The sequence below is a fragment of the Butyricicoccus sp. OF27-2pH9A genome (genome assembly GCF_027693185.1).
Taxonomy (GTDB): domain Bacteria; phylum Bacillota; class Clostridia; order Oscillospirales; family Butyricicoccaceae; genus Agathobaculum; species Agathobaculum butyriciproducens.
The window spans coordinates 293,897-316,797 of record NZ_JAQEXK010000002.1 but is presented as its reverse complement, the minus strand read 5'-3'; the positions used below and the strand labels follow the sequence as shown (position 1 = coordinate 316,797).

General features: G+C 57.4%; 19 protein-coding genes. 5 read left to right on the top strand and 14 right to left on the bottom strand.

Going from position 1 to position 22,901, the window contains the following annotated elements:
* Positions 1-5: 5 nt before the first annotated feature.
* From PG722_RS03570 to PG722_RS03515, 12 genes are all read right to left on the bottom strand, one after another.
* The gene (locus PG722_RS03570) at positions 6-1,631 is read right to left on the bottom strand and encodes a putative polysaccharide biosynthesis protein (RefSeq protein ID WP_270579676.1); all 1,626 of its coding nucleotides are present in this window, start codon (positions 1,629-1,631) and stop codon (positions 6-8) included.
* A gap of 84 nt (positions 1,632-1,715) precedes the next feature.
* Positions 1,716-2,108: a hypothetical protein gene (locus tag PG722_RS03565; RefSeq protein WP_118478256.1), complete on the bottom strand. Its 393-nt coding sequence runs from the start codon at positions 2,106-2,108 to the stop codon at positions 1,716-1,718.
* A 170-nt stretch (positions 2,109-2,278) separates the two neighbouring features.
* The gene (locus PG722_RS03560; RefSeq protein ID WP_270579675.1) at positions 2,279-3,202 is read right to left on the bottom strand and encodes a uridine kinase family protein; all 924 of its coding nucleotides are present in this window, start codon (positions 3,200-3,202) and stop codon (positions 2,279-2,281) included.
* A 46-nt stretch (positions 3,203-3,248) separates the two neighbouring features.
* Complete coding sequence (hemZ, locus tag PG722_RS03555) at positions 3,249-4,718, bottom strand: coproporphyrinogen dehydrogenase HemZ (RefSeq protein ID WP_270579674.1); 1,470 nt, start codon at positions 4,716-4,718, stop codon at positions 3,249-3,251.
* Entirely contained in the window at positions 4,715-5,347 is a 633-nt protein-coding gene (locus tag PG722_RS03550; protein WP_118478250.1) for an MBL fold metallo-hydrolase, read from the bottom strand. The genes hemZ and PG722_RS03550 overlap by 4 nt, the downstream gene beginning before the upstream one ends.
* A gap of 104 nt (positions 5,348-5,451) precedes the next feature.
* The gene (gene dtd, locus PG722_RS03545) at positions 5,452-5,904 is read right to left on the bottom strand and encodes a D-aminoacyl-tRNA deacylase (RefSeq protein ID WP_117492555.1); all 453 of its coding nucleotides are present in this window, start codon (positions 5,902-5,904) and stop codon (positions 5,452-5,454) included.
* 425 nt (positions 5,905-6,329) lie between these two features.
* Positions 6,330-8,516 (bottom strand): RelA/SpoT family protein, encoded by a 2,187-nt coding sequence (locus PG722_RS03540; protein WP_110435252.1) that lies wholly within the window; start codon positions 8,514-8,516, stop codon positions 6,330-6,332.
* Between the two features lie 20 nt (positions 8,517-8,536).
* A complete protein-coding gene (recJ, locus tag PG722_RS03535; RefSeq protein WP_270579673.1) occupies positions 8,537-10,612 on the bottom strand; it encodes a single-stranded-DNA-specific exonuclease RecJ in 2,076 nt (691 codons plus the stop codon).
* A gap of 180 nt (positions 10,613-10,792) precedes the next feature.
* Positions 10,793-13,639 carry an excinuclease ABC subunit UvrA gene (gene uvrA / locus PG722_RS03530; protein ID WP_270579672.1) on the bottom strand — a complete coding sequence of 949 codons (2,847 nt, stop codon included), beginning with the start codon at positions 13,637-13,639 and terminating at the stop codon, positions 10,793-10,795.
* Positions 13,640-13,749: 110 nt separating this feature from the next.
* Positions 13,750-15,669: an excinuclease ABC subunit UvrB gene (gene uvrB, locus PG722_RS03525; protein ID WP_442867824.1), complete on the bottom strand. Its 1,920-nt coding sequence runs from the start codon at positions 15,667-15,669 to the stop codon at positions 13,750-13,752.
* A gap of 57 nt (positions 15,670-15,726) precedes the next feature.
* Positions 15,727-16,431 carry a JAB domain-containing protein gene (locus PG722_RS03520; RefSeq protein WP_117489438.1) on the bottom strand — a complete coding sequence of 235 codons (705 nt, stop codon included), beginning with the start codon at positions 16,429-16,431 and terminating at the stop codon, positions 15,727-15,729.
* A 141-nt stretch (positions 16,432-16,572) separates the two neighbouring features.
* Positions 16,573-17,172, bottom strand: a complete 600-nt coding sequence (locus PG722_RS03515; RefSeq protein ID WP_110435257.1) for a GNAT family N-acetyltransferase — start codon at positions 17,170-17,172, stop codon at positions 16,573-16,575.
* A gap of 260 nt (positions 17,173-17,432) precedes the next feature.
* Between PG722_RS03515 and PG722_RS03510 the strand changes: the two genes are divergently transcribed.
* The 5 genes from PG722_RS03510 to PG722_RS03490 all read left to right on the top strand — a co-directional run bounded on the left by PG722_RS03510 (position 17,433) and on the right by PG722_RS03490 (position 21,123).
* Complete coding sequence (locus PG722_RS03510; protein ID WP_158579384.1) at positions 17,433-17,987, top strand: DUF4364 family protein; 555 nt, start codon at positions 17,433-17,435, stop codon at positions 17,985-17,987.
* A 5-nt stretch (positions 17,988-17,992) separates the two neighbouring features.
* The gene (locus PG722_RS03505; protein ID WP_147357269.1) at positions 17,993-18,361 is read left to right on the top strand and encodes a CidA/LrgA family protein; all 369 of its coding nucleotides are present in this window, start codon (positions 17,993-17,995) and stop codon (positions 18,359-18,361) included.
* Positions 18,354-19,046 carry an LrgB family protein gene (locus PG722_RS03500; RefSeq protein WP_270579670.1) on the top strand — a complete coding sequence of 231 codons (693 nt, stop codon included), beginning with the start codon at positions 18,354-18,356 and terminating at the stop codon, positions 19,044-19,046. Before PG722_RS03505 ends, PG722_RS03500 begins: the two co-directional genes overlap by 8 nt.
* Positions 19,047-19,162: 116 nt before the next feature.
* Complete coding sequence (locus PG722_RS03495; protein ID WP_270579668.1) at positions 19,163-20,440, top strand: glycosyl hydrolase family 18 protein; 1,278 nt, start codon at positions 19,163-19,165, stop codon at positions 20,438-20,440.
* 152 nt (positions 20,441-20,592) lie between these two features.
* A complete protein-coding gene (locus tag PG722_RS03490) occupies positions 20,593-21,123 on the top strand; it encodes a CAP domain-containing protein (protein WP_270579667.1) in 531 nt (176 codons plus the stop codon).
* Between the two features lie 51 nt (positions 21,124-21,174).
* On the opposite strand, the gene PG722_RS03485 is transcribed toward PG722_RS03490, so the two are convergent.
* Together PG722_RS03485 and PG722_RS03480 are read right to left on the bottom strand one after the other, a co-directional pair.
* Complete coding sequence (locus PG722_RS03485; protein WP_270579665.1) at positions 21,175-22,194, bottom strand: hypothetical protein; 1,020 nt, start codon at positions 22,192-22,194, stop codon at positions 21,175-21,177.
* Entirely contained in the window at positions 22,191-22,673 is a 483-nt protein-coding gene (locus tag PG722_RS03480; RefSeq protein ID WP_227108921.1) for an RNA polymerase sigma factor, read from the bottom strand. Before PG722_RS03480 ends, PG722_RS03485 begins: the two co-directional genes overlap by 4 nt.
* Between the last annotated feature and the right edge of the window lie 228 nt (positions 22,674-22,901).

Here is a 22,901-nt window from a genome sequence, read left to right as displayed (position 1 = left end):
CCTGATTACTTTAGATGTAAAATATCTGCGATTTTCTCGCCCTTGGGCAGCAGCAGAACATCATCCCGCTCGACTGCACCGAGCGCGAGCAGCAGAACGGCATACACGACAACCGCCACGCCGATGCACGCGAGCGTGATCAGCTTGTCAAGCATGGTTCCGGGCGCCGCGTTCAACGCACCGTTCAGCACGCGCTGCACAATGAAAATCGCCGCACCCATGCCGATGGTGGCCGCCAGCGGACGGCAGACCGTTTTTCCGATCGGCGGCAGCGAACCCGTCAAACGCCTGATATGGAACAGGTTGATGACCGCGATCAGCCAGTAGCAGAGCGCCGTACTGATGGGCGCACCCATGATATTCAGCGCCGGATTGCCGATGAGAAAATAGTCGCCGAGCATTTTGACAACCGCGCCTGCAAACATCGAGACAAGCGGCAAGTCAATGCGGCCGAACGCCTGCAGCGTCGAGTTGGTGACAGCCACAAGTGCCGCCGCCGGTACGGCAAAGCCGAGCAGACCCATGAGCACACCGCCAAGCTCCGTGCCCTGCGAGTACAGCATGCGCAGGATCGGTCCGGCGAGCATGATGAAGCCCGCGCCGGCCGGCAGGGTGATGATAACCGTCATACGCAGCGTGGTACCCAGTGTTTTGGAAACCTTGGCATGGTTGCCCGCTGCGCGTGCGCTTGCGATAGTCGGCAGCACGCTGACCGCCAGTGCGGTGATGAGCGTCTGCGGCAGGTTGAAGAAGTTGATGGCCTGACCGGTGTAAATGCCGTAGGTGGACATTGCTTCTCTTGCCGTCATGCCGACCGCCGGACTTTGCAGACGCGTGGAAATCAGCGCCACGTCGATCAGGTCGGTCAGACTCATAACCGCTGAGCTGATCGTGATCGGGATGGACAGACTGAGCAGCGTTTTCGCCAGTTGGCCCGCTGGGCGCGCGCTGTCGTCCAGCGCGTGCACCGCCAAGCTGCTGCGATGCGTGATCGCACCTTGAATGAGCATGTAAACAGCGGCAGCCACCTCGCCGATGGTAACGCCGAGGACGGTCATTGCCGCGACTGCCTGATCGGAAAAGTTATGCTGAACCGCGTAATACGCCAGTCCAAGACCGATAAACAGCTTGCCGAGTGACTCGATCACCTGCGAAACCGCCGTCGGCACCATATTCGAGCGGCCCTGATAGTAGCCGCGGAACACCGCCAGAACAGCAACCATCAGCACGCTCGGTGCGATGGCCATAACCGCCAGCCGGGAATCCGCGCTCTTGATCCAGGATGCAAACGTGCCCGCGCCGAGGAACAGCACGACCGAGCAGACCGCGCCGAGCGGAATGAAAATGCTTCCCGCCACACGGACGGTACGCCGCACCTCATGTTCTCTGCCGCGGGCTGTGGCCTCTGCGACCATTTTCGCCAGCGCCGCCGGAACACCGACGGTCGAGATCATCAGCATCGCCGTGTACACGCGGTACGCCGCGCTGAACATGCCGAACGCCGGCGAATCCTTGCCGCCGATCATGTTGAGCAGCGGTATCTGGAAGAATGCGCCAATCACCTTGACCAGCAGACTGGCCAGCATCAAAATGAACGCACCCTGAATGAAATTCTGTTTTTTACGCTGCAAACGCCGTACGCCCCTTCCTTTGATCAGAATGGGCATAGCTGCCCTTGCCCGATATTACAATATGATGCATCAAACCGTATTATGTTACAGCTCTGCACCGCAGGACGAGCAATATGCGTCATCCCTGCCGCACGGTTTGCCGCAGTGCGGGCACGCCGTTACCGAGCGCATTTCCGCCAGCTTGTCGCGCAGCGCGGCCAGCTTTTCCTGCTTGGCATCGACCTGCGCCATCTTTTCGTCCATTTCCTCGTTGGTGACCTCTGCACCGCGGTGCAGATCGTACACCAGCTTGCCGATTTCCTTGTACAGTGCTTCGCACTCGGTATTCAGATCGAAAATCTGCAGATTGATGCGGGTCGCCAGTGCAAGGTCGTTCGCCTTTTTGCCGGCTACGCCTGCCGCATGACGTGAGACCTTGCCGGTCTTATCCGCCATGTCCTTTACCTTATCGAGAAACGCCTGCATTTTCATATCCATAGCTTGTCGCTCCTTCCGACGGAATGTCTCCGTTTCCGGTCTCATGGTAATATTGCGTAATGGAACAAGGGCGATTTGCGGGAAAATTTCCGCAAAACGCCGCAGTTTCAATTATGTGGTATTGCCATTATACTTCATACCCTGCCAAAAAGCAAGAATCCGGACACTTTTCAGCCGATAAACTCATGCAGAACCGAATCCTCCGGCATATACGGCTTGTAGTCGATCGGCGAAACCTTATCCAGAATCGCGCTGAGCGGTGCAAGGTCGGCCTGCTCGAGCATTTTTTCCTCGCCCTGCAACTTTTCGCTCAGGTACTGCATGAGGATGTTGGTCTCATACGGCAGATAGGTGTCCACCGTAAGATCAGCCTGCCCGCGGTACGGCGAAATATACAGTCTCTCGCCTCTCCGCACCGAGTTCCACTGCTTTAAGGTGTACTCCACCGGCGAGCTGCGGAACAGGCTGTCGCGCATGGCACGGCGCAGAAAGCGCAGCATGTGCGGCTCAACGCGGACGTTGCGGTCCGTAAACAGCACACTCGCCACCGAAAGATAGACGCTTGTCGCATGCTTCTCCAGATCGCCCATGATGACCGGATTGAACGCGTGAATGCCCTCGATCATCACAATTTCGTCCTTATGCAGCTGCACCGGACGGTCGTTGCGATGCGAGGTGCGCGTTTCAAAATCAAAGCGCGGCACCATGATTTCCTCGCCTGCCACCAGACGCGTCAGGTGGTCGCGGAGCAGATCCAGATCCATGCACTCCGGACTTTCGAGGTCATTGACGCCGTTTTCCTCGTCAAACGGAATGTCGTAGGTGCCCGAGGTACGGTAATAGTCGTCCATCGAAATCATGTGCGCGTGAATGCCCGCCAGCTCGAGAATGCGGCCCAGACGGTCGTTCGTGGTGGTCTTGCCCGATGAGGACGGACCGTTGAGCAGCACGACCGGCTTGCGCTTGCAGTTCGCGGCGATCTGGTCAGCCACCAGATGCAGCTGACGATGATAGTGCTCCTCGCAGTCGTTCACAAAGGCTTCCGCGTCGCATTCGGCGCGGTAATTGATGTATTTCAGTGTGTATTCTGCCATAGACAGTCCCTTCTTACGGAATTACTCACTCATTTCCCTATCCTGATTATTTCTTGGGGAACAGCAGCTTTTTCTTGCCGTTGGCCAGTCTGTCTGCCGCCTGAATGTACTCAAGCGGATATTTCGGATTGTTCGCGCGCTCAATCCAGCCGGTCTCGCGCACGACACGCTTGGAAACACCGCCTGCACCGAGCGACAGAATGGTCTGCAGCTCCTCCATCATGCTCACGTTGTAGAAGCATTCGGTGCCCGGCTTGCACCAGCCGACGTTCTCGAAGCCGCCTGCCATAAATTTCTGCCGGTAGAGATAATACGGGCCGTAGCCTGCGTTCTGCAGTGCATGCGCGGCACCGTCCAGCATTTGAGAAACGGTCTCGCGCTGTGCGGCGGCAGCCGCCTTATCGGTCAGATCCGCGCCGCGCTTGATGGCAAGCGTGTGCACCGTGATATTCTCCGGCGAAAGATTCAGCAAAGTATCCACAGTCTGTGCAAAAGTCTCGGCAGTGTCTCCGGTCAGACCGGCGATCAGATCCATGTTGATCTCGTCAAAGCCCGCCTGCCGCGCCTCGTCAAACGCGCGGAGCACGTCTGCCGAGCCGTGTTTTCTGCCGATTGCAGCCAGAACGGCGTCATTCATGCTCTGCGGGTTGATGCTCACGCGGCCAACGCCCGCGCTTTTGAGCACGCGCAGCTTTTCCGGTGTGATGGTATCCGGACGGCCCGCTTCTACAGTATATTCGCGCAAATGCGAAAAATCAAAGTGATTTTCGAGCGCCGACAGCAGCCGTGCCAGCTGATGCTCGTCCAGCGTGGTCGGTGTACCGCCGCCGATGTAGACGCTCTGCACCTGCTTGCCCGCTGCGCGGACGAGCGCGGCGGTCTCCTCGATCTCGCGGCAGAGCGTGTCCAGATACGGCTCGATGAGTTTACCGGACTGTGCCGTGGTTGCCGATACGAACGAGCAGTAATAACACCTCGACGGACAGAACGGAATACCGACGTACAGCGAAATATCGTTTTCACCGATGGTCTTGTCCATCTCCATCGCGGTTGCGGCCGCGCGGATGGTCAACGCCGTGCGCTCCGGCGAAACATGAAAGTGCTCGCGCAGCTCGACCGCCGCCTCGCCGCGCGTCATGCCGCGCTCGATCATGCCGCGCGCCAGCTTGGCCGGACGCACGCCGGTCAGGCTGCCCCAGACCGGAGCCTGCGGCAGAAACGGCACGGCCGCGTCGTACACGGTCGTTTTCACCAGTTCGGTGATGGTGCGCTTGTAGTCCAGCGTTGCCAGTCCGGTAACGGACGCGCGCTTTTCCGCCTCATGCACTGCGCCGTCCATGCAGACGATCGCACGCGCGGCGGCTTCGCCGTTCTCCTCGGTCAAAATGCTGCGGCAGTACGGCTCGGTAAGCTGCTCGACCGAATCTGCCCTGCTCAGCGTTTCAGTCGGCAGCAGATGAAACAGCATTTCCTCTACCGCGTGTTTCAGTTCGTGATTTTCCAGTGTATAGATCATTTTCCCATCGCCTGCAGCATATACGGATTGTATGCGCGTTCCTCGTTCAGCGTAGAAATGCCCTCGTGACCGGGGAATACCTTGTAATCGCCGTCGAGGTCATGCAGACGCTTCAAAGAGCGCAGCATGGCGGAGAAATCGCCGCCCTCAAGGTCGCAGCGGCCGCACTCGTGACGGAACAGCGTATCGCCGGTGAACAGGCAGTCGCCGATCCTGATGACGGACGAGCCGGGTGTGTGACCGGGCGTTGCCATGTAGGTCGCGGTCATGCCGCCGAACGTCACCTCGGTGCCCTCATTCGCGAGAATATCTGGCGTATCCTGCACATAATTGCGCGCCAGCCCGCGGAACTGTCCCATGTTGTCGCGGCTCAGCAGCCAGGTGTCCTTCTCCGGCACAACATACTGTGCGCCGGTGGCTTCGAGTACCTCGTGCGCCGCCAGAATGTGGTCAAAATGCGCGTGCGTCAGCAGCACATATCTGACATTCAGCTGTTCCTCGTTTACCGCGTGCAAAATCGACTTGGCATTGTCGCCCGGATCGATCACCGCGGCTTCGCGGGTTGCTTCGTCATATACAATGTAACAATTCGTGCGGACCATGCCCACACAAAGCTGCAACAATTTCATAGTAATATCCTTTCAGGAAATTAGTGGTTAGGAATTGCGGTAGGCAGCTTCGCTGCCATTTTAATCATCGCGCTGTGCGCGATACCTCAATTACTCATCACCAATTATTTCCGCATATCTTTGGTGTCCATCCACAAGGTGACCGGTCCGTCATTGAGCAGGTCAACCTTCATATCCGCGCCGAACTCGCCGGTCTCGACCGGCAGGCCGCTCTCGCGGCAGCGCGCGATGAATGCTTCATACAGCGGGATGGCGGTCTCCGGACGGGCAGCGCTCGTGAAGCTCGGGCGGTTGCCCTTGCGGCAGTCACCGTAGAGCGTGAACTGCGACACGATGAGCAGACCGCCGCCGACATCCGCGAGTGAGCGGTTCATTTTGTCGTTTTCGTCCGTGAATACACGCATTTTAACTGTTTTATCGGCCAGATAAACCGCATCGTCCACGGTATCACCGTCTGTGATGCCGAGCAGGACAAGGAAGCCCTGTCCGATCTGTCCGTGAATCCTGCCGTCGATCGTCACCGACGCGTGGGAGACTCGCTGTACCAGCGCCCGCATAGTTATTTCCTCATTTCATTTTAATTTAATCGTTTGCTAAAGATGTTAGAATAGGAGCCAACTTTTGGCTGAGAGGCCAAAAGGATAGACACCAATGGTTTCTATCCTCTTGGGACTCCAGTTTCCTTTATTTGTTGGTCTGGTGGAAATCGGAGAACGGCGACCGCTCCGAAAAGGGGAACGGCAGTCGGGTTACCGCAGCGTGTCTTTCTCCGCCTGTTCGCAGTTCACAGATAGTGGACTGCTACACAGGTCAGTTAGTCTACGCAGAGTGCGGCACAAGGTGAATTGCCCAAAGGGCAAGAGAGGGTCCTCTGGAGGATGACAGTGCCGCACAACTCGTTTGCTTGGTGACTACAGACCGCACCTGCGAATTACACCTATCGAATAACTCCTATCTCCTACCTCCTCACTCCTACCTATTCTCAGTTGGTATCGACCGTTCTGGTCACATCGACAACGCCCTTGATGGAACGCAGGCGGCTGATCATATTATCCAGCTGATGGACGCTCGTGACGTCAACCATGGCGTTGATCACGCCGTAGCCGTCGTTGAGGTCGCGTGCGGAAATCTCATGAACGTTGATCTTACTCGAGGCAAACGCCAGCGTTACATCGCTCAGCACGCCGATACGGTTGCGCGTGGAAATCTGCAGACCGGTGGAGAACTTATTGACATGACCGGCATTGGCCGCCATATCCTCATCCCACCAGGCACGGACCCAGCGGTCGGGTTCTTCCTCGATATGGACATTCACGCAGTCGCGGCGATGGATGGAAACACCGTAGCCGCGGGTGACAAAGCCGACGATCTCATCGCCCGGAATTGGCGTACAGCAGCGCGCAAACTTGACCAGGCAGTTATCAATGCCTTCGACAACAACACCGTCGCTGGATTTATTCTGGCGGCGCTGCTGCTGCTCGTTCTGCGGATGCGCGGCACGCTCGGCCTGCTCGCGCTGACGGCGCAGCTTGCCGACATCGTCCTTGACCTTATTGATGACCTTGGTCAGCATAATGCCGCCGTAGCCGATGGCCGCGTACAGCTCATCGACTGTGTTGAACGAGAACTTGTTGAGCGTGTTCTTCTGCACCTCTTCGTTCTCATAGAAGCCGTTATACAGCAGGTTGGCACGCAGCTCGCGGTCAAGATCCTCCTTGCCGTTGACGATATTTTCCTCGCGGCATTCCTTCTTGAACCACTGCTTGATCTTGTTGCGCGCCTCGGTGGTCTTGACGATCTTCACCCAGTCACGGCTCGGACCGTGTGCCTCCTTGGAGGTCAGGATCTCAACGATATCGCCGTTTTTCAGCTGGCTGTCGATCGGTGCGATACGGCCGTTCAGCTTGCAGCCGGTCATGCGGTTGCCGACTGCCGAGTGAATCGCATACGCAAGGTCGATCGGCGTTGCGCCTGCCGGCATGTTGACCACATCGCCCTTGGGCGTAAAGACAAATACCTCGTCCGCGAACAGGTCAACCTTGATGTTTTTGATAAAGTCCTCGGCCTCGGTGTCCTGCTGGGCTTCAAGCAGCTGGCGAATCCACGCGAACGCTTCCTCGTTGCCCTTCTTATCCAGACCCTGCTTGTACTTCCAGTGTGCCGCAACACCGTATTCCGCCATTTTATGCATCTCTACGGTACGAATCTGCACCTCAAACGGGATGCCCGCTCGGCCGATGACCGTCGTATGCAGCGACTGATAGCCGTTCGGCTTCGGTGTGGAGATATAGTCCTTGAAGCGGCCCGGAATCGGCTTGTACAGGTCGTGGACGTAGCCGAGCACGTTGTAGCAGTCCGCCACGGTATCGACAATGACGCGCACGGCGCAGATATCATAGATCTCGTTGATGGTCTTGTGCTGGGCATACATTTTGCGGTAGATGGAGTAAATATGCTTGACGCGGGCCGAAATTGCGTTGTGGATGTTCGCTTCCTTCAGCTTGGTGCTGATGCGGTCCTGAATGCCCTGCAGGAATTCCTCGTGCTGCTCACTCTGGGCCTTTAAGCCTTCCACAATCTCGTTGTAGCCGATGGGGTCGAGAACCTTCAGCGACAGATCCTCAAGCTCCCACTTGATGCGGCTCATGCCGAGACGGTGCGCGATCGGCGCGTAAATCTCCATCGTTTCCAGTGCCTTGTCGCGCTGCTTGCGCTCAGGCAGGAACTGGAAGGTGCGGGCATTGTGCAGTCGGTCGGCCAGCTTGATGAGGATAACGCGGATATCCTTCGCCATGGCGAGGAACATCTTTCGCAGGTCCTCGAACTGCTCCTGCTCCTTGGAGTAGCGCAGCATGCCCAGTCGGGTTACGCCGTCCACCAGCTCCGCGACCGGCGTGCCGAATTTGTTTTCGATCTCCTTGTAGCCGAACTCGGTGTCCTCAATGCAGTCATGCAGCAGCGCTGCACAGATGGAATCCGTATCCAGACCCATCTCCACAACGATCTCGGCGACAGCGACCGGATGAATGATATACGGCTCACCGTTGCGGCGCTTCTGTCCCTCATGTGCCTTGGCCGCACATTCGTATGCCGCGCGAATCTTCTTGATATTCGCCTGCGGGTTTTGTTTTTGTACGCGTTCGATCAAAAAATCCAGTTTCGTTTGCATAGATCCTTCCCCCATTCGTGTCACCCCGCCATACTTTGCAATGTGGCAAGGACAACCGATCCGGAAATATCGGCCTTGCCCTCGTAGGGTTTGAGCAAAATATTGAGCATGCCTTCCTTAAAATGATAGCTGATGAGTCCGGACTCCTGAAAAACGTCCAGACAGACAAACAGCTTGCCGATGTTAATGTCGCGTCGGCTTTCCCACGCAACCCGGCGGGAAAGTGCCCCATCCGGTACGGAAAGCCGTCCGTCCTCCGCGCGGCAGGTCACATGCCGCCAGACAGCAACCAGATCCTTGCGGTCGGGCAGGAGCAGACGCGCTTCCCTTGCGGTGAGCGGGCCGTCCTGCATAAGTGTATTATACAGATTGAGAATCTTCTGATCTGCCAGATGCTCACAGTCACTCAGCTGCACATCGCAGATGGTCAGCTGCACCGAACGGCGGCCTCGAAATTCGTTGATCTCCAGATGAAAGGCGGCATCCACGGTGTTGCCCTCGACAAAGCCGAGACCGCCCGCACCGATGCCGAACCAGATTGCGGAAAAACGCTTGCCGTCCTTGATGAGCGACAGACGAACGTGCCGGTCGCTGGACAGCGGCGTAATCTCCTCAACGGTCATGTTCTTCATGCAGAACACAGGCTCTGCGTTTTTCATGCCGTACGGCTCGAGTACGCCCAGAGATTCGATGTTCTCCTGCGTCAGCCACTCCGGCTGCACCATGCAGTCGATGTGCAGCTGCGGAACGAGCTCCGCCATGGTGACATGCGTTTCCGCGTACTTGCGCAGGCGCATGCGGAGTTCTTCGATCCTGTCTGCCTGCACGGTCAGTCCTGCGGCAAGCGCATGACCGCCGTAGCGCTCGAACAGGTCCTCACACGAGGTGAGCGCCTCAAACAGATTGAAGCTGCCGATCGAGCGGCCGGAGCCCTTGCCTACGCCGTCCTCGTCCACCGAGATGAGCACGACCGGACAGCCGTAGCGGTCGCACAGGCGCGAGCACACAATGCCGATAACGCCCTGATGCCAGCCTTCTCCGGCCAGCACGATAATTTTATCCTCAAGCGGGTTGTATTCGCGGCGCAGGCGTGTGAGCGTCTGCTCGAGTATCTTGTTCTCCTCGCTCTGGCGCAGCTTGTTCTGCTCGCAAAGCTCGGCGGCAAGCGCCTGTGCGCGTATCGGATCTTTCGTCAGAAACAGCTCTGCTGCCAGTTCGGCCTTGCCCATGCGGCCCGCCGCGTTGATGCGCGGCGCAAGCACATAGCTGATGGTCGAGGAGGTCAGCCGCCTGTTCTTCATCCCCGCCTCACGCAGCAGCATTTCCAGACCGATATTTGCCGTCACGGACAGCTTTTTCAGTCCTTCCGCCACGATAATGCGGTTTTCACCGACAATCGGCATGACATCGGCTACCGTGCCGAGCGCTACAAGGTCGGCATACCGGTCGAGCACGGAAAGCGTGTCGCCCTCGAGTGCGCAGATCAGCTTGAATGCCACACCGACACCCGCAAGACTGGAAAACGGATAGGTATCGTCCGTCCGCTTGCAGTCCACGACCGCCTGCGCGTCCGGCAGGTTTTCGTGGCACTCGTGGTGGTCGGTAATGACGACCTGCATGCCGAGCTCGCGTGCGACGGCAATCTCCTCGTTGGCTGTAATGCCCGAGTCCACCGTGATGAGCAGGCGCGTGCCCTGCTCGTACAGCTGCTCCATCGCCGGACGAGTCAGACCGTAGCCGTCCGTCAGACGATTGGGAATGTAATATTCACATTTTGCGCCCTTGCTGCGCAGATAATCCACCAGTGTGCACGTTGCCGTGATGCCGTCCACGTCGTAATCACCGTAGACCACCATTTTCTCTCCGCGATTTATTACGTCGCGGATGACCTCGACTGCCTTATCCATATCGGTCAAACCGAACGGATCATGCAGTCCTCGCGCATCGCAGCTCAGGTAATCCGCCGCAGCCTGCGGTGTGTCGATGCCGCGCGCCGACAGCACCGCCGCCGTCAGCGGTGTATAGCCGGTCTCCCGCGACAGCACCCGCACCCGCTCGGTATCCGGCGAGGCGATCACCCATCGCTTTGCTCTCATATTGAACGATCCCTTCCTGAGTCACGGCAGCAGCACGCCTTCCGGCGCCTGCGTATAGTAACTCCGATTTTATATTATCACTATTATACCAAAACACACCCAAAATCACAACATCTTTATCAAATACAGAAAAAACAGGTGTCTCGCTAAGAAACACCTGTTTTATTACACATTTCGACTTTATTTATCGCGTTTTCCGCCGTTTTTGCGTGCGAGGATCGGTCCGAGATACTGTCCGGTATACGAACCCTTGCACTGTGCAACCTCCTCCGGCGTGCCGGAAACGACCAGTCGGCCGCCGCCATCGCCGCCCTCGGGACCGAGATCGAGGATATAGTCCGCCGTTTTGATCACGTCCAGATTATGCTCGATGACAACGACCGTGTTGCCTGCGTCCACCAGCTTTTGCAGCACATCCACAAGCCTGTGGACATCTGCGACATGCAAACCGGTGGTCGGCTCATCGAGAATATAGATGGTCTTGCCGGTCGAGCGTTTGGACAGCTCGGTAGCCAGCTTGGCGCGCTGTGCCTCACCGCCGGACAGCGTCGTGGAGGACTGCCCCAGCTTAACATAGCCGAGACCGACCTCGCGCATAGTCTCCAATCGGCGTGCGATCTTGGGCACGTTGGCGAAGAACTCACACGCTTCATCCACCGTCATGTCCAGAACTTCGTAGATGTTTTTGCCCTTGTAGCGCACCTCGAGCGTCTCCTTGTTGTAGCGGCGCCCCTTGCACACATCGCAGGGAACGTAAACGTCCGGCAGAAAGTGCATTTCGATTTTGAGCAGGCCGTCACCCGAGCAGGCCTCACAGCGGCCGCCCTTGACATTGAAGGAAAAACGGCTTGCGTTGTAGCCGCGCGCCTTTGCGTCCGCCGTTTTGGCAAACAGGTCGCGGATATCGTTGAACACACCCGTATAGGTCGCCGGATTGGAACGCGGCGTACGTCCGATGGGCGACTGGTCAATGTCGATGACCTTGTCGAGATTCTCGATGCCGATGAATTCGTCGTGCGCGCCTGCACGGGTCTTTGCGCCATTGAGCTCAGCGGCCAGCTTCTTATACAGGATCTCATTGACAAACGAGGACTTGCCCGAGCCAGAAACACCCGTGACACAGGTCAGCGTGCCGAGCGGGATGGTGAAGTCCGTGTGCTTGAGGTTGTTTACCGCACAGCCCTTGACCGTGATGCTCTTGCCGTTGCCTTTGCGCCGGATTTCGGGCACCGGAATGAATTTTTTGCCCGAAAGGTACTGTCCGGTGATGGATTTGTCGCTTTTGAGCAGCTCGTCTATCGTGCCCTCGAACACGACCTCGCCGCCGTTGCGGCCCGCGCCCGGACCGATATCCACAATGTGGTCAGCTGCAAACATGGTGTCCTCGTCGTGCTCGACCACGATGAGCGTGTTGCCGAGGTCACGCAGCCGCCCCAGGGTCGCAAGCAGCTTGTCGTTGTCACGCTGGTGCAGACCAATGGACGGCTCGTCGAGGATATACAGCACGCCCATCAGCGATGAGCCAATCTGCGTTGCCAGCCGGATGCGCTGGCTCTCGCCGCCGGAAAGCGTGCCGGACGAGCGCGAAAGCGTCAGATATTCCAGTCCGACCGACTGCAAAAAGCCGAGACGGTCCATAATCTCCTTGATTACTCTGTCACCGATTTTGTGCTGCATTTCGGTCAGCTTGAGCGTGTGTAGGAACTCCATCGCCTTGACGACCGACTTTTCCGCAAACTCCGCGATATTCAGTCCGCCGAGCGTGACCGCCAGCACCTCCGGGCGCAGACGGCGGCCGTGGCACGCCGGACACGGACTTTCGCTCATCACTTCTTCAATCTCGCCGCGCGACCACTCGCTGTTGGTCTCACGGTAACGGCGCTCCAGATTGGGGATGATACCCTCGAACGGCTGGCGCATCACGCCGCCCGAAATGCGGCTGACCGACAGCTCGAGCGGTTCATCTCCGGTGCCGTACAGCAGCTCGTCGAGCGCCTGCTCGGAGAACTCCTCGATGGGCGTTTCCAGCGTAAAGCCGTGCTTTTTGCCGAGTGCGTTGTAGTACATCGCCGCGATGCTGCCCGTGTCGGCGTTCCCCCAGCCGGAGGCGCGGATAGCGCCCTGCTTGATGGAAAGATGGCGGTTCGGAATGACGCGGTCGGGATCGACACGCTTCTGAATGCCCAGACCGGTGCACACCGGGCACGCACCGTACGGGTTGTTGAATGAGAACATTCTCGGGGTAAGCTCTTCGATAGAAATGCCGCAGTCGTCGCAGGCGTAGTTCTGCGAGAACGTGATGGGTTCGCCGCCAATGACATCCGCAATCACCAGACCGCCGGACAGCGCCGAGGCGGTCTCCACCGAATCCGTAATGCGTCCGCGGGCGTCCGGACGGATGACAACACGGTCAACAACGATCTCGATGTTGTGCTTTTTGGTCTTTGCCAGCTTAAATTCTTCCGAAAGGTCGTGAATCTCGCCGTCCACGCGCACGCGGACATAGCCCTGCTTGCGGGCGTTCTCGAACACCTTAACGTGCTCGCCCTTTTTGCCGCGGATGACCGGCGCGAGCAGCTGCACGCGCGTTTTTTCCTCGAGCGCCATCAGCCGGTCAATGATCTGGTCGATGGTCTGCTGGTGAATCTCCTTGCCGCATTTCGGACAGTGCGGCGTACCGATGCGCGCCCACAGCAGGCGCATGTAGTCGTAGATCTCGGTGACCGTGCCGACCGTCGAACGCGGGTTCTGTGAGGTGGTCTTCTGGTCGATAGAGATGGCGGGCGAAAGACCGTCAATATAGTCCACATCCGGCTTGTCCATCTGACCGAGGAACTGCCGCGCGTAGCTGGACAGCGATTCAACGTAGCGGCGCTGACCCTCGGCGTAGATTGTGTCAAACGCCAGAGACGATTTGCCCGAGCCGGACAGGCCGGTGAACACCACCAGCTTGTCGCGCGGAATCTTGATGTCGATGTTTTTCAGGTTGTGCTCTCGGGCACCTTTTACATGGATATATTCCTGCATTGTATTTTTCCTTATCACAAAAATAATGGAGAATTGAAAATTGTGGTGATGTGCTTTGCACGTTTATTGATCGCCGCGCAGCGGCGTACCTCATTATCCATTCTCAATTTTCAATTTTCCAACGCCTTTATCTGATCACGGAGCTGTGCTGCGATCTCAAACTCGAGCATCTTCGCGGCTTCCTTCATCTGGCGGGTCAGGCGGGCGATTTCCTGCTGTTTTTCGCCCTTGCTTCGCAGCTTTTTCTTGCTGCTCGAGGGCACATTCGAGGTGATCTCGATAACATCCTGCACCTTTTTATGCACAGACCTGGGGATAATTCCGTGTGCCTTATTAAACGCATCCTGCAGCGCACGGCGGCGCTCGGTCTCGTCCATCGCGCGCTTCATCGAGGGCGTGATGCTGTCTGCATACAGCACGACCATGCCGTGCTCGTTTCGTGCGGCGCGGCCGATGGTCTGGATGAGCGAGGTCTCCGACCGGAGAAAACCCTCCTTGTCCGCATCGAGAATGGCAACGAGCGACACCTCGGGAATGTCGAGACCCTCACGCAGCAGATTTATGCCGACCAGCACATCGTACACGCCGAGACGCAGATCGCGCACCAGCTCCTGCCGCTCGATGGTCTTAACATCGTGGTGCATGTAGCGCACCTTAATGCCTGCGGTTTCAAGGTAATCGGTCAAATCCTCGGCCATTTTCTTGGTGAGCGTGGTGACCAGAACCCGTTCTCCCTTGGCTGTGCGGGCGTTGATTTCTCCAATGAGATCGTCGATCTGGCCATCAACCGGACGGACAACGACCTCCGGATCGAGCAGACCGGTCGGACGGATGACCTGCTCGACCACCTGCCCCGAGCGCGACAGCTCGTACTCGGCAGGCGTTGCGGAAACATACACAATCTGGTTCAAACGGTCGTTGAACTCATCAAAATTGAGCGGGCGGTTGTCATACGCGCTCGGCAGGCGGAAGCCGTTTTCGACCAGACTTTCCTTGCGGGCGCGGTCGCCGTGGTACATGGCGCGCACCTGCGGGAGCGTCACATGACTCTCGTCCACGATGAGCAGGAAATCCTTCGGAAAATAGTCGATGAGCGTATACGGCGCACTTCCCGGCGCACGCCGCGACAGCACGCGCGAATAGTTCTCAACGCCCGAGCAGAAGCCGATCTCCTGCAGCATTTCAATGTCGTAGCGGGTGCGCTGCGCGATGCGCTGTGCCTCGATCAGCTTGCCGTTTTCCTCGAAGTATTTTACGCGCTTGTCGAGTTCTTCCTCCAAATCCTTGATGGCTTCCTCCAGTTTTTCCTTGGGCGTAACGTAATGGCTCGCCGGAAAAACAGCAATATGCCCCAGTTCACCGAGAGAAACGCCGGTCAGCGGGTTAATACGGCTGATGCGGTCCACCTCATCACCGAAAAACTCGATACGGACAACATCCTCATCCGAGTATACCGGCCAGATTTCCACCGTGTCGCCGCGCACGCGGAAGCGGTTGCGCTCGAACGCAATGTCGTTGCGCTCATACTGAATGTCTATCAGTCGACGGATGAGTTCCTCGCGGCTCATCTCCATGCCCGGACGGATGGAAATGACCATGCTCTTGTAGTCTATCGGGTCGCCGAGCGAGTAAATGCACGAAACCGAGGACACGATGATAACATCGCGCCGTTCGCTCAGCGCCGAGGTCGCAGAGTGGCGCAGGCGGTCAATTTCGTCATTGATGGCGGAATCCTTCTCAATATAGGTGTCGGTCGAGGCGATATACGCCTCCGGCTGGTAATAATCGTAGTAGGATACGAAATATTCTACCGCATTCTCTGGAAAAAATTCGCGCAGCTCGGTGCAGAGCTGTGCGGCCAGCGTTTTATTGTGCGCGAGCACCAGCGTCGGGCGCTGGGTCTGCTCGATGATGTTCGCCATGGTGAACGTCTTGCCCGAGCCAGTAACGCCCATCAGCGTCTGCTCGGTCAGACCGTTGTTGATGCCCTCCACCAGTTTGGCTACCGCCTCCGGCTGATCGCCTGCCATTTGATAGGGGCTGTGTATCTTAAATTCCGGCACAGAGCGTACCTCCTTTTTTGCCACTCAGTATCTTTTTCGCAAACTTCCGCTTCTTAATCGACCGATAGATGTGAAATTGCTGCGTGCCACAACGCAGTGATCGACCAGCTCCAAACCCAGTTCGGAGAGCGTGCGCTGCAGACGGTCAGTCATATCAAAATCCTCCTGCGAAGGTGTCGGTGTGCCGTTCGGATGATTATGCGCCAGCGCAACGCCTGCCGCACCGGCCATCAAGGCACCGCGGGCAATCTTGTAGCTGTCCACCTGCACCCGCGCATGCCCGCCGCGGGCGATCTCCTCGCACTTGAGCACACGCCCCGCGCCATCCACATAGGCGGCCAGCAGCACTTCCTCCCGCTCGGCGCACAGCTGCGGCACGAAATACGCGCCAATGCGGTCATAGGTGTTCAGTTTATCGGTAAACTGCTCCATTTTCGCCACATCCGCCTGATAACGGTGAAACAGGGCAAAGCACAGGTGCAGCAGCTCCGCCGAGCGCGGACCGACACCTTCGACCGTCTGCAGCTCGTCCTCGGTTGCCTCGAGCACCGCATGCAGTGAACCAAACCGCTGCATCAGCCGGTGTGCTGTCGGGTTGGTGTCGCCCTGCCGTACCGCAAAATACAGCAGCATCTCCAGCACCTCGTGGTCGCTGAAAATCTCCAGTCCGAACCGGCGGAATTTGTCCAGCATGCGCTGTCGATGGCCCATATGCGGGTTGTCCGGCATCTGTATTCCCTCCCCCTGTACAAAATTGAGAATGGAGAATTGAAAATTGAAGATTGAAAGCAGTATCGCGCTCTGCGCGATTGTTAATACGCCGCTTCGCGGCGTTTCCTTAATTCTCCATTATCCATTCTCAATTCTCCATTAAAAATGAATCTTCTCCACCGCCTGATTGAGCGCTCTGGTTACCAGCGGACTGTCCTTAATCTCCGGGAACGGAACGGTCGGCTGCGGTGCGCCGTCATGCGGACGCAGGCTCTTGCCCATCCAGAGGACATCGCGCCACTGACCGAATTTATACATGCTCTCCTGATATGCGCCCGAGATGATAAAGCCCATGGCTTTATGGAACTTCATCGACCGCTCATTCGGTGAAGTGATGCCGACGTAGATATTATAGTATCCCTGCATCGCCAGCAGTTCAAACAGCGCGGCGTAAATCGCACCGGCGATACCGTGGCGGTGCTGCTCCTGTGCAACGTAGATGGACGTTTCGACCGACCACTGATAGGCAGCGCGGGTACGGTGCGGCGCAGCATAGCCATAGCCGACGACCTCGCCGTCAATGCGGCAGACCAGCCACGGCAGCTTTTGGGTATAGGTGCGCCACCGGCGGGTAAACTCCTCTATCGAAGGAGCATCGTACTCGCTCGACACAGTGGTTTGAATAACATACGGCGCATACAGCGCAAGCATCTCGGCAATATCTTCTTCCTCTGCAGGACGCAGAACAACTTCCGGCATGATTTTTTCCTCGTTTCGATATAATCTCGATATAAGTATACCGCATTCATTTTTTATGTTCAATAGAAGATTATCAAAAAATCGCACATTTGTTCGCCTTGTATATGCTGATTTTTTTACAGTATAATTCTTGCCGTTCTATATAATATTCTTTGTCATTTCAGCCGATTGCATTTTACCCTGCCGAGTAGTATACTATGAAAAGCACTGACGAAAACGGCGTTTCGCCCTGCCGGGGAAGAGAAGGAGGCATCGCGCATATGGTTCGCTACGGTTTCATCCATACCAAAGAGGATATCAAGTTTCTGGTCCTGTTCGCCATGGATCTGCTGCCATTTCCGGTCAGCTTCAGCACCATTGTGGACTTAACGACCTGGTGTGACGAAGGCTTTGGCTACTTCGAGCTGAGCGAGGCTTTCTACGAGATGGTCCCGACCGGGCACATCGAGGAGATACCCGACGAAGGAGAAACCCTGTACGCCATCACCGAAAAGGGACGTGAGGCTACCCGCATTTTCGAGAAGCAGCTTCCCTATCCGGTCCGCGAAGCCGCACAGCGCTCTGCGCTGCGTGTCGTCCGCCAGATCCGGCGCGACGCCGGCATCCACACCGCCGTCACCGAGCACGGTCCGAACGACCTGACCGTCCGCATGGAAATGGAGCAGGTGTTCGCGGTGGAAATGAACGTCGTCAGTCACGGACAGGCTGCCATGCTCGAGCGTACCTTTAAGGAAAACGCCGAGGCCATCTACCAAACATTGCTCGCCGCAATGACCAAAAACTACGCAAACGAGAAAGAAGCGCAAAAACCTTGAAACACATGAAGCAACTCGGTGTGCTGCTTGCCTGCTGTGTCGGCGGCTCACTGCTCTCCCTTTTACTCCGCGGTCTGCTGCCCGGCAACGTGCTCGGTCTGACCCTGCTGCTCGCCCTGCTCATCTTCGGTGCGGTTCGTCTGCACCATGTAGAGAGCGTAGCGGATTTTCTGCTGCAGAACATGGCATTTTTCTTTCTGCCCGCCATGCTGGGCGTGCTGGAAATCTGGAACGACATCAAAAGTGAAGCACTTGCCATTCTTGCCGTCTGCCTGCTGACCACGCTGTGTACTGCCGCTGCTACCGCACTGACCGTACATATCGTGTTCCGTCTGCAGCATCGTGAAACCGAGGAGGCGTTCGACCATGACTGATCTTCTCTCCTCCTCGCAGTTCTGGCTGCTGGTTTCCATCGGTTTTTATGCGCTTGGCGTAGAGATTCAAAAGAAAACCGGTTCTGCGGTCTGCAATCCGCTGCTGATTGCCTCGATTCTGGTCGGTGCGCTGCTGATCGCAACCGGCACCCCCTACCAGACCTATGAGGAATCCGGCAAGCTGATCTCGTTCTTCCTGACGCCGGCAACGGTAGCGCTTGCGATCCCGATTTACCGCAAGCTGGATGTACTGCTGAAAAACCTGCTGCCCATTCTGCTCGGCGCGTTCGTCGGCTCGATGGTATCCATCGGCAGCGTGCTGCTCTTCAGCCATCTGTTCGGTCTGAGCGAAAGCACGACGCTTTCTCTCGTGCCGAAATCGGTAACAACTCCGATTGCAGTCGCGGTAGCCGAAATGCTCGGCGGCGTAACCTCCATCACCGCGATTGCGGTTGTCGTCACCGGCATCATCGGCGCGATCATCCTGCCGACCTTCCTCAAGTGCATCGGCGTGCGCAATCCGGTGCAGATGGGCCTGTCCATCGGCACGGCCTCCCATGCGGTCGGTACCTCGCGTGCCATTGAGCTGGGTGAGACCGAAGGCGCAATTTCCGGTCTGGCGATCGGCGTTGCCGGTCTGCTGACGGCACTTATCGTGTCGATTGGCTCGGCAATTCTGTTATAATTGAAAATGGAGAATGGAAAATGTCGCTATCCTTGCGCGATACCCTAATTCTCCATTCTCCATTCACAAAACCACCTTTCCCCTGCATAAAATGCAGGAAGAAAGGTGGTTTTTCTATGGTGATCCATGTTGTTCGGCCGGGTGATTCGCTGTACCGCATTGCGCAGCTGCACAGTGTTCCCCTACCGTTCCTCATCCAGCAGAACGAGCTGCACGAGCCGTACCGCTTAACGCCCGGGCAGACCATTGTCGTTCCGCAGCCGGAAAAGACGTACATCGTCCGCCGCGGCGACACGCTCGGCAGCATTGCCGCGCAGAACGGCACAACCGTGATGCAGCTGTGGCAGAACAATCCGCAGCTTGGCGGCACCGACCGCATTCAGCCGGGGCAGATGCTTGTACTCGGCTATGGAAATAAGCTGGGACGCTTTGCGGTGAACGGCTACGCCTATCCGAGCATCGACCTGCGCGTTCTGCGCCGCACACTGCCCTATCTGACGTACTTATCCGTATTTTCCGTCGGTTTTGACAACGCAGGACGCATTTTACCGTTCTCCGCCGAGCTGCTCGTGCGCATGGCGCGGCAGTATCAGGTAAAACCTTTGCTCGTTCTGACAACACTCGGCGAGGACGGGCAGTTCTCCGGCGAACGTGCCCACCGGCTGCTGAACACCCCGACGGCTCGCGCGGCGCTGATTGAAAATCTGGCACAGGTACTGGCCATGCAGGGCTTCGCCGGTGTGGACATCGACTTTGAGTATGTGCCGCCGGAGGACGCGGACGCATATGCCGCGTTTGTCCGCTCGGTCCGCGAGCGGCTCTCGCCTGCCGGATACACGGTCTTCGCGGCACTCGCGCCTAAAACCTCCGCCGCGCAGCAAGGTCTTCTATATGAGGCACACGACTATGCCGCGCTCGGCTCTGCGGCGGACCGTGCCCTGCTGATGACCTATGAATGGGGTTACACGCTGTCCGCTCCGATGGCGGTCGCGCCGATTAACAAGGTAGCGCAGGTCGTGCGGTTTGCCGTGTCGCAGGTGCCACCGGATAAGCTGTTCATGGGCATCCCGAACTACGGCTATGACTGGGCGCTGCCCTATGTGCAGGGACAGTCGCGCGCCCGCAGTCTGGGCAACGTGCAGGCCGTCGAGCAGGCGATTCAGGTCGGCGCGCCGATTCATTATGATGACACGGCACAGTCTCCGCACTACAACTACTGGCGCGACCGTGCCGAGCACGAGGTCTGGTTCGAGGACGCGCGTTCTGTCCGCGCCAAGCTGGCGCTTGCCGGAGAATATCAGCTGGCCGGCGTCAGCATCTGGAATATCATGCGGTATTTTCCGCAGCTGTGGCTCGTGCTGAACAGCCTGTACGACATCGAAAAGCTTGGATAAAATTCACCAAACCGACCGAATTTCCCCTGTTTCGGTCGGTTTTTTCCGTGTTCCGGCAGTTTCTCCTTGGATTTCCATTGCAAAACGGTTACAAAACCCGCTATCATACGGTGCATGGGAATTTCCCGCAAAATCCAAGGAGGTATCTACCTATGAAGTTCAAGAGACTCGTGCCGCTGGCACTTGCGCTTGCCATCGCATCCACCGTATCGGCGGGCGCGGCAAGACTGCCGCAGAGTGGCTTTTCGTTTCTGTTCCGTCCCGGCTATACGCAGACGGTCAGCCGTCCCTCGATGAGCGCACAGCCAAACAGCAGCTACGCCGCACAGGTGGTTTCGCTCGTGAACGCCGAGCGTGCCAGGCAGGGACTGCCCGCGCTGACCGTCAGCACCGCGGTGCAGCAGGCGGCGCAGACCCGCGCCGGAGAACTGCAAACCAGCTTTTCGCACACACGCCCGAGCGGTGCATCCTGCTTTACCGCGCTGACCGAGGCCGGCGTTTCCTACGCGCGTGCCGGCGAAAACATCGCCTATGGTCAGAGCACGCCGGAGGCTGTTGTGCAGTCGTGGATGAACTCGTCCGGCCACCGCGCAAACATTCTCAGCAGCAGCTTCACCACGATTGGCATCGGCTGTACCGTTGTGAACGGAACCGCATACTGGGCGCAGCTTTTCACCGCATAAACGCAAAAACAGACCGCATTTGCGGTCTGTTTTGCTCTATCCTGCCGTTTATCACGAGAGCGGATATACCTCGCCGTTGATGGTGACGGACTGCACATTATCCAGATCAAACGCACGCGCGAGCACGGCAATCTCAGTGTCGATACGGTCGGTATCCTCGGTGGAATTGAAACCGTAAGTGTACAATGTCCGGTCGATATCGGCGTTTTCATCCAGAATAACGTACTCCGAGCCGTCCCTCAGCTGCACGCTCAGCTTATCGACCTCGTCCACCGTGCAGTGCATATCCGCATTGCGGATGCGGATGCCGATCTGCGACAGCGTAACATCGCCGTCTGCGCTCGTCAGGTACGGCATCTGCTGAAATTCCGGCAGATCGACCGCCAGAACCGTCTTTGCGGTACCCGCTCCGTCCGCACGCACGGTCGTTCCGCTCGGATCAAGCGCTTCCAGACGGAGCGGCTCTCCCTGCCTGTAATCGCTCGAAATCGCAAATGCGCCTTCGAAATAGTAGTCGTTGTCGGTCGAACGCGCGGTATCGAGATAAAATTCACTGCCGCAGAAGCCGCTGTCGCCGTACATGACCTCGAAATCAAGCTGTCCCTCCTCGGCATAGCACGAGGACAGCGTGGACCATGTGATGTCTGGCTTGTTCTGATAGCTGTCGATCAGGTGCGCCAGCGTGAACGGCTTTACGCCGTCCTGCTTTTTGTTTGCAAGGTGCAGACTGATAACGCCCGTACCCGCACTCTCGTCAAACAGCACTGACTCCACCGACAGACGGTAATGCTCGTTCTCGTCGGTCAACTTGGCATTGTCCGCCGTCTGCACATACCCTTCGAGATTCGCGTCTCCGCCATTCGGAAACAGCACCGGAAACCAGCTCTGTGCATTCGCGGCGAATGCAGTTCCGCCGATGCACAGCGCGGCAGCCAGTCCGGCGCAGACGATTTTCTTTGCTGAGAAACGGCGTACCGGCTTGCTTTCTCGCTCGGGCAGGCTGTCCAGCGCCCTGCGGACACTGCGGTCAAATTCTTCGGTCATTTTCGGGAAATCATTATGGTTCATCATGCAAAGCACGCTCCTTTCAAGTCCTTGCGCAAATGCTCTCTTGCCGCTCGGAGACGGGTCTTGACCGTGTTTTCCGGTATGCCGAGCATTCCGGCAATCTCACGGGTCTTGAAGCCCTCTAAGTAGTACAGCTCCACCGGCAGGCGCAGCTTTTCCTCCAGTGCGGTGATGGCGGCATACAGGTCGCTGTGATCATCAGCCGCAGGCGCCGGTATCGCCTCTGCAGCAGCCGCGTCATACGGCGCAAGCCGCTGCTGACGGCGCAATATCGTGCTGCACTCGTTGATGAGTATGCGGACCAGCCACGTTTTGAAATACCGCGTGCTGCGCAGCGAATCCAGCTGCTCCCACGCCCGCAGGATTGCCTGCTGCGCCGCGTCTGCACAGTCATGCTCGCTGCGGAGCATGGTTTTCGCTACGCGGTACAGCGTAGGCTCGGCTGCCAGCACCGCGGAGGTAAATTGCTCTCTATCCATCATAAGCGAATTCTCCTTTCCGAAAGCGTCCGGACAACGCAGGCAGGTTTCGCGAAAAGCGCTTCCTGTCTGCTGCTTTCATCTATTAGACGGTTCGGTGCGGCAAATGGTTTTGTGAAAGGGAAAATTTTTCGTACTTGCATTTTGCATTACCTATTATACAGTACAAGCGCACAGAATGAAATCGGTGCAAAGATTCAAAGCGCATTTCCCCATCGTATCGCACAATAC

What these genes read in the sequence shown, in the direction of transcription:
- PG722_RS03565 (WP_118478256.1), bottom strand. Translation starts at nt 2,108, where the DNA reads ATGGATATGAAAATGCAGGCGTTTCTCGATAAGGTAAAGGACATGGCG.
- PG722_RS03560 (WP_270579675.1), bottom strand. Translation starts at nt 3,202, where the DNA reads ATGGCAGAATACACACTGAAATACATCAATTACCGCGCCGAATGCGAC.
- hemZ (WP_270579674.1), bottom strand. Translation starts at nt 4,718, where the DNA reads ATGATCTATACACTGGAAAATCACGAACTGAAACACGCGGTAGAGGAA.
- PG722_RS03550 (WP_118478250.1), bottom strand. Translation starts at nt 5,347, where the DNA reads ATGAAATTGTTGCAGCTTTGTGTGGGCATGGTCCGCACGAATTGTTAC.
- dtd (WP_117492555.1), bottom strand. Translation starts at nt 5,904, where the DNA reads ATGCGGGCGCTGGTACAGCGAGTCTCCCACGCGTCGGTGACGATCGAC.
- PG722_RS03540 (WP_110435252.1), bottom strand. Translation starts at nt 8,516, where the DNA reads ATGCAAACGAAACTGGATTTTTTGATCGAACGCGTACAAAAACAAAAC.
- recJ (WP_270579673.1), bottom strand. Translation starts at nt 10,612, where the DNA reads ATGAGAGCAAAGCGATGGGTGATCGCCTCGCCGGATACCGAGCGGGTG.
- uvrA (WP_270579672.1), bottom strand. Translation starts at nt 13,639, where the DNA reads ATGCAGGAATATATCCATGTAAAAGGTGCCCGAGAGCACAACCTGAAA.
- uvrB (WP_442867824.1), bottom strand. Translation starts at nt 15,669, where the DNA reads ATGGCAGGCGATCAGCCGGAGGCGGTAGCCAAACTGGTGGAGGGCATC.
- PG722_RS03520 (WP_117489438.1), bottom strand. Translation starts at nt 16,431, where the DNA reads ATGCCGGACAACCCGCATATGGGCCATCGACAGCGCATGCTGGACAAA.
- PG722_RS03515 (WP_110435257.1), bottom strand. Translation starts at nt 17,172, where the DNA reads ATGCCGGAAGTTGTTCTGCGTCCTGCAGAGGAAGAAGATATTGCCGAG.
- PG722_RS03510 (WP_158579384.1), top strand. Translation starts at nt 17,433, where the DNA reads ATGGTTCGCTACGGTTTCATCCATACCAAAGAGGATATCAAGTTTCTG.
- PG722_RS03505 (WP_147357269.1), top strand. Translation starts at nt 17,993, where the DNA reads ATGAAGCAACTCGGTGTGCTGCTTGCCTGCTGTGTCGGCGGCTCACTG.
- PG722_RS03500 (WP_270579670.1), top strand. Translation starts at nt 18,354, where the DNA reads ATGACTGATCTTCTCTCCTCCTCGCAGTTCTGGCTGCTGGTTTCCATC.
- PG722_RS03495 (WP_270579668.1), top strand. Translation starts at nt 19,163, where the DNA reads ATGGTGATCCATGTTGTTCGGCCGGGTGATTCGCTGTACCGCATTGCG.
- PG722_RS03490 (WP_270579667.1), top strand. Translation starts at nt 20,593, where the DNA reads ATGAAGTTCAAGAGACTCGTGCCGCTGGCACTTGCGCTTGCCATCGCA.
- PG722_RS03485 (WP_270579665.1), bottom strand. Translation starts at nt 22,194, where the DNA reads ATGATGAACCATAATGATTTCCCGAAAATGACCGAAGAATTTGACCGC.
- PG722_RS03480 (WP_227108921.1), bottom strand. Translation starts at nt 22,673, where the DNA reads ATGATGGATAGAGAGCAATTTACCTCCGCGGTGCTGGCAGCCGAGCCT.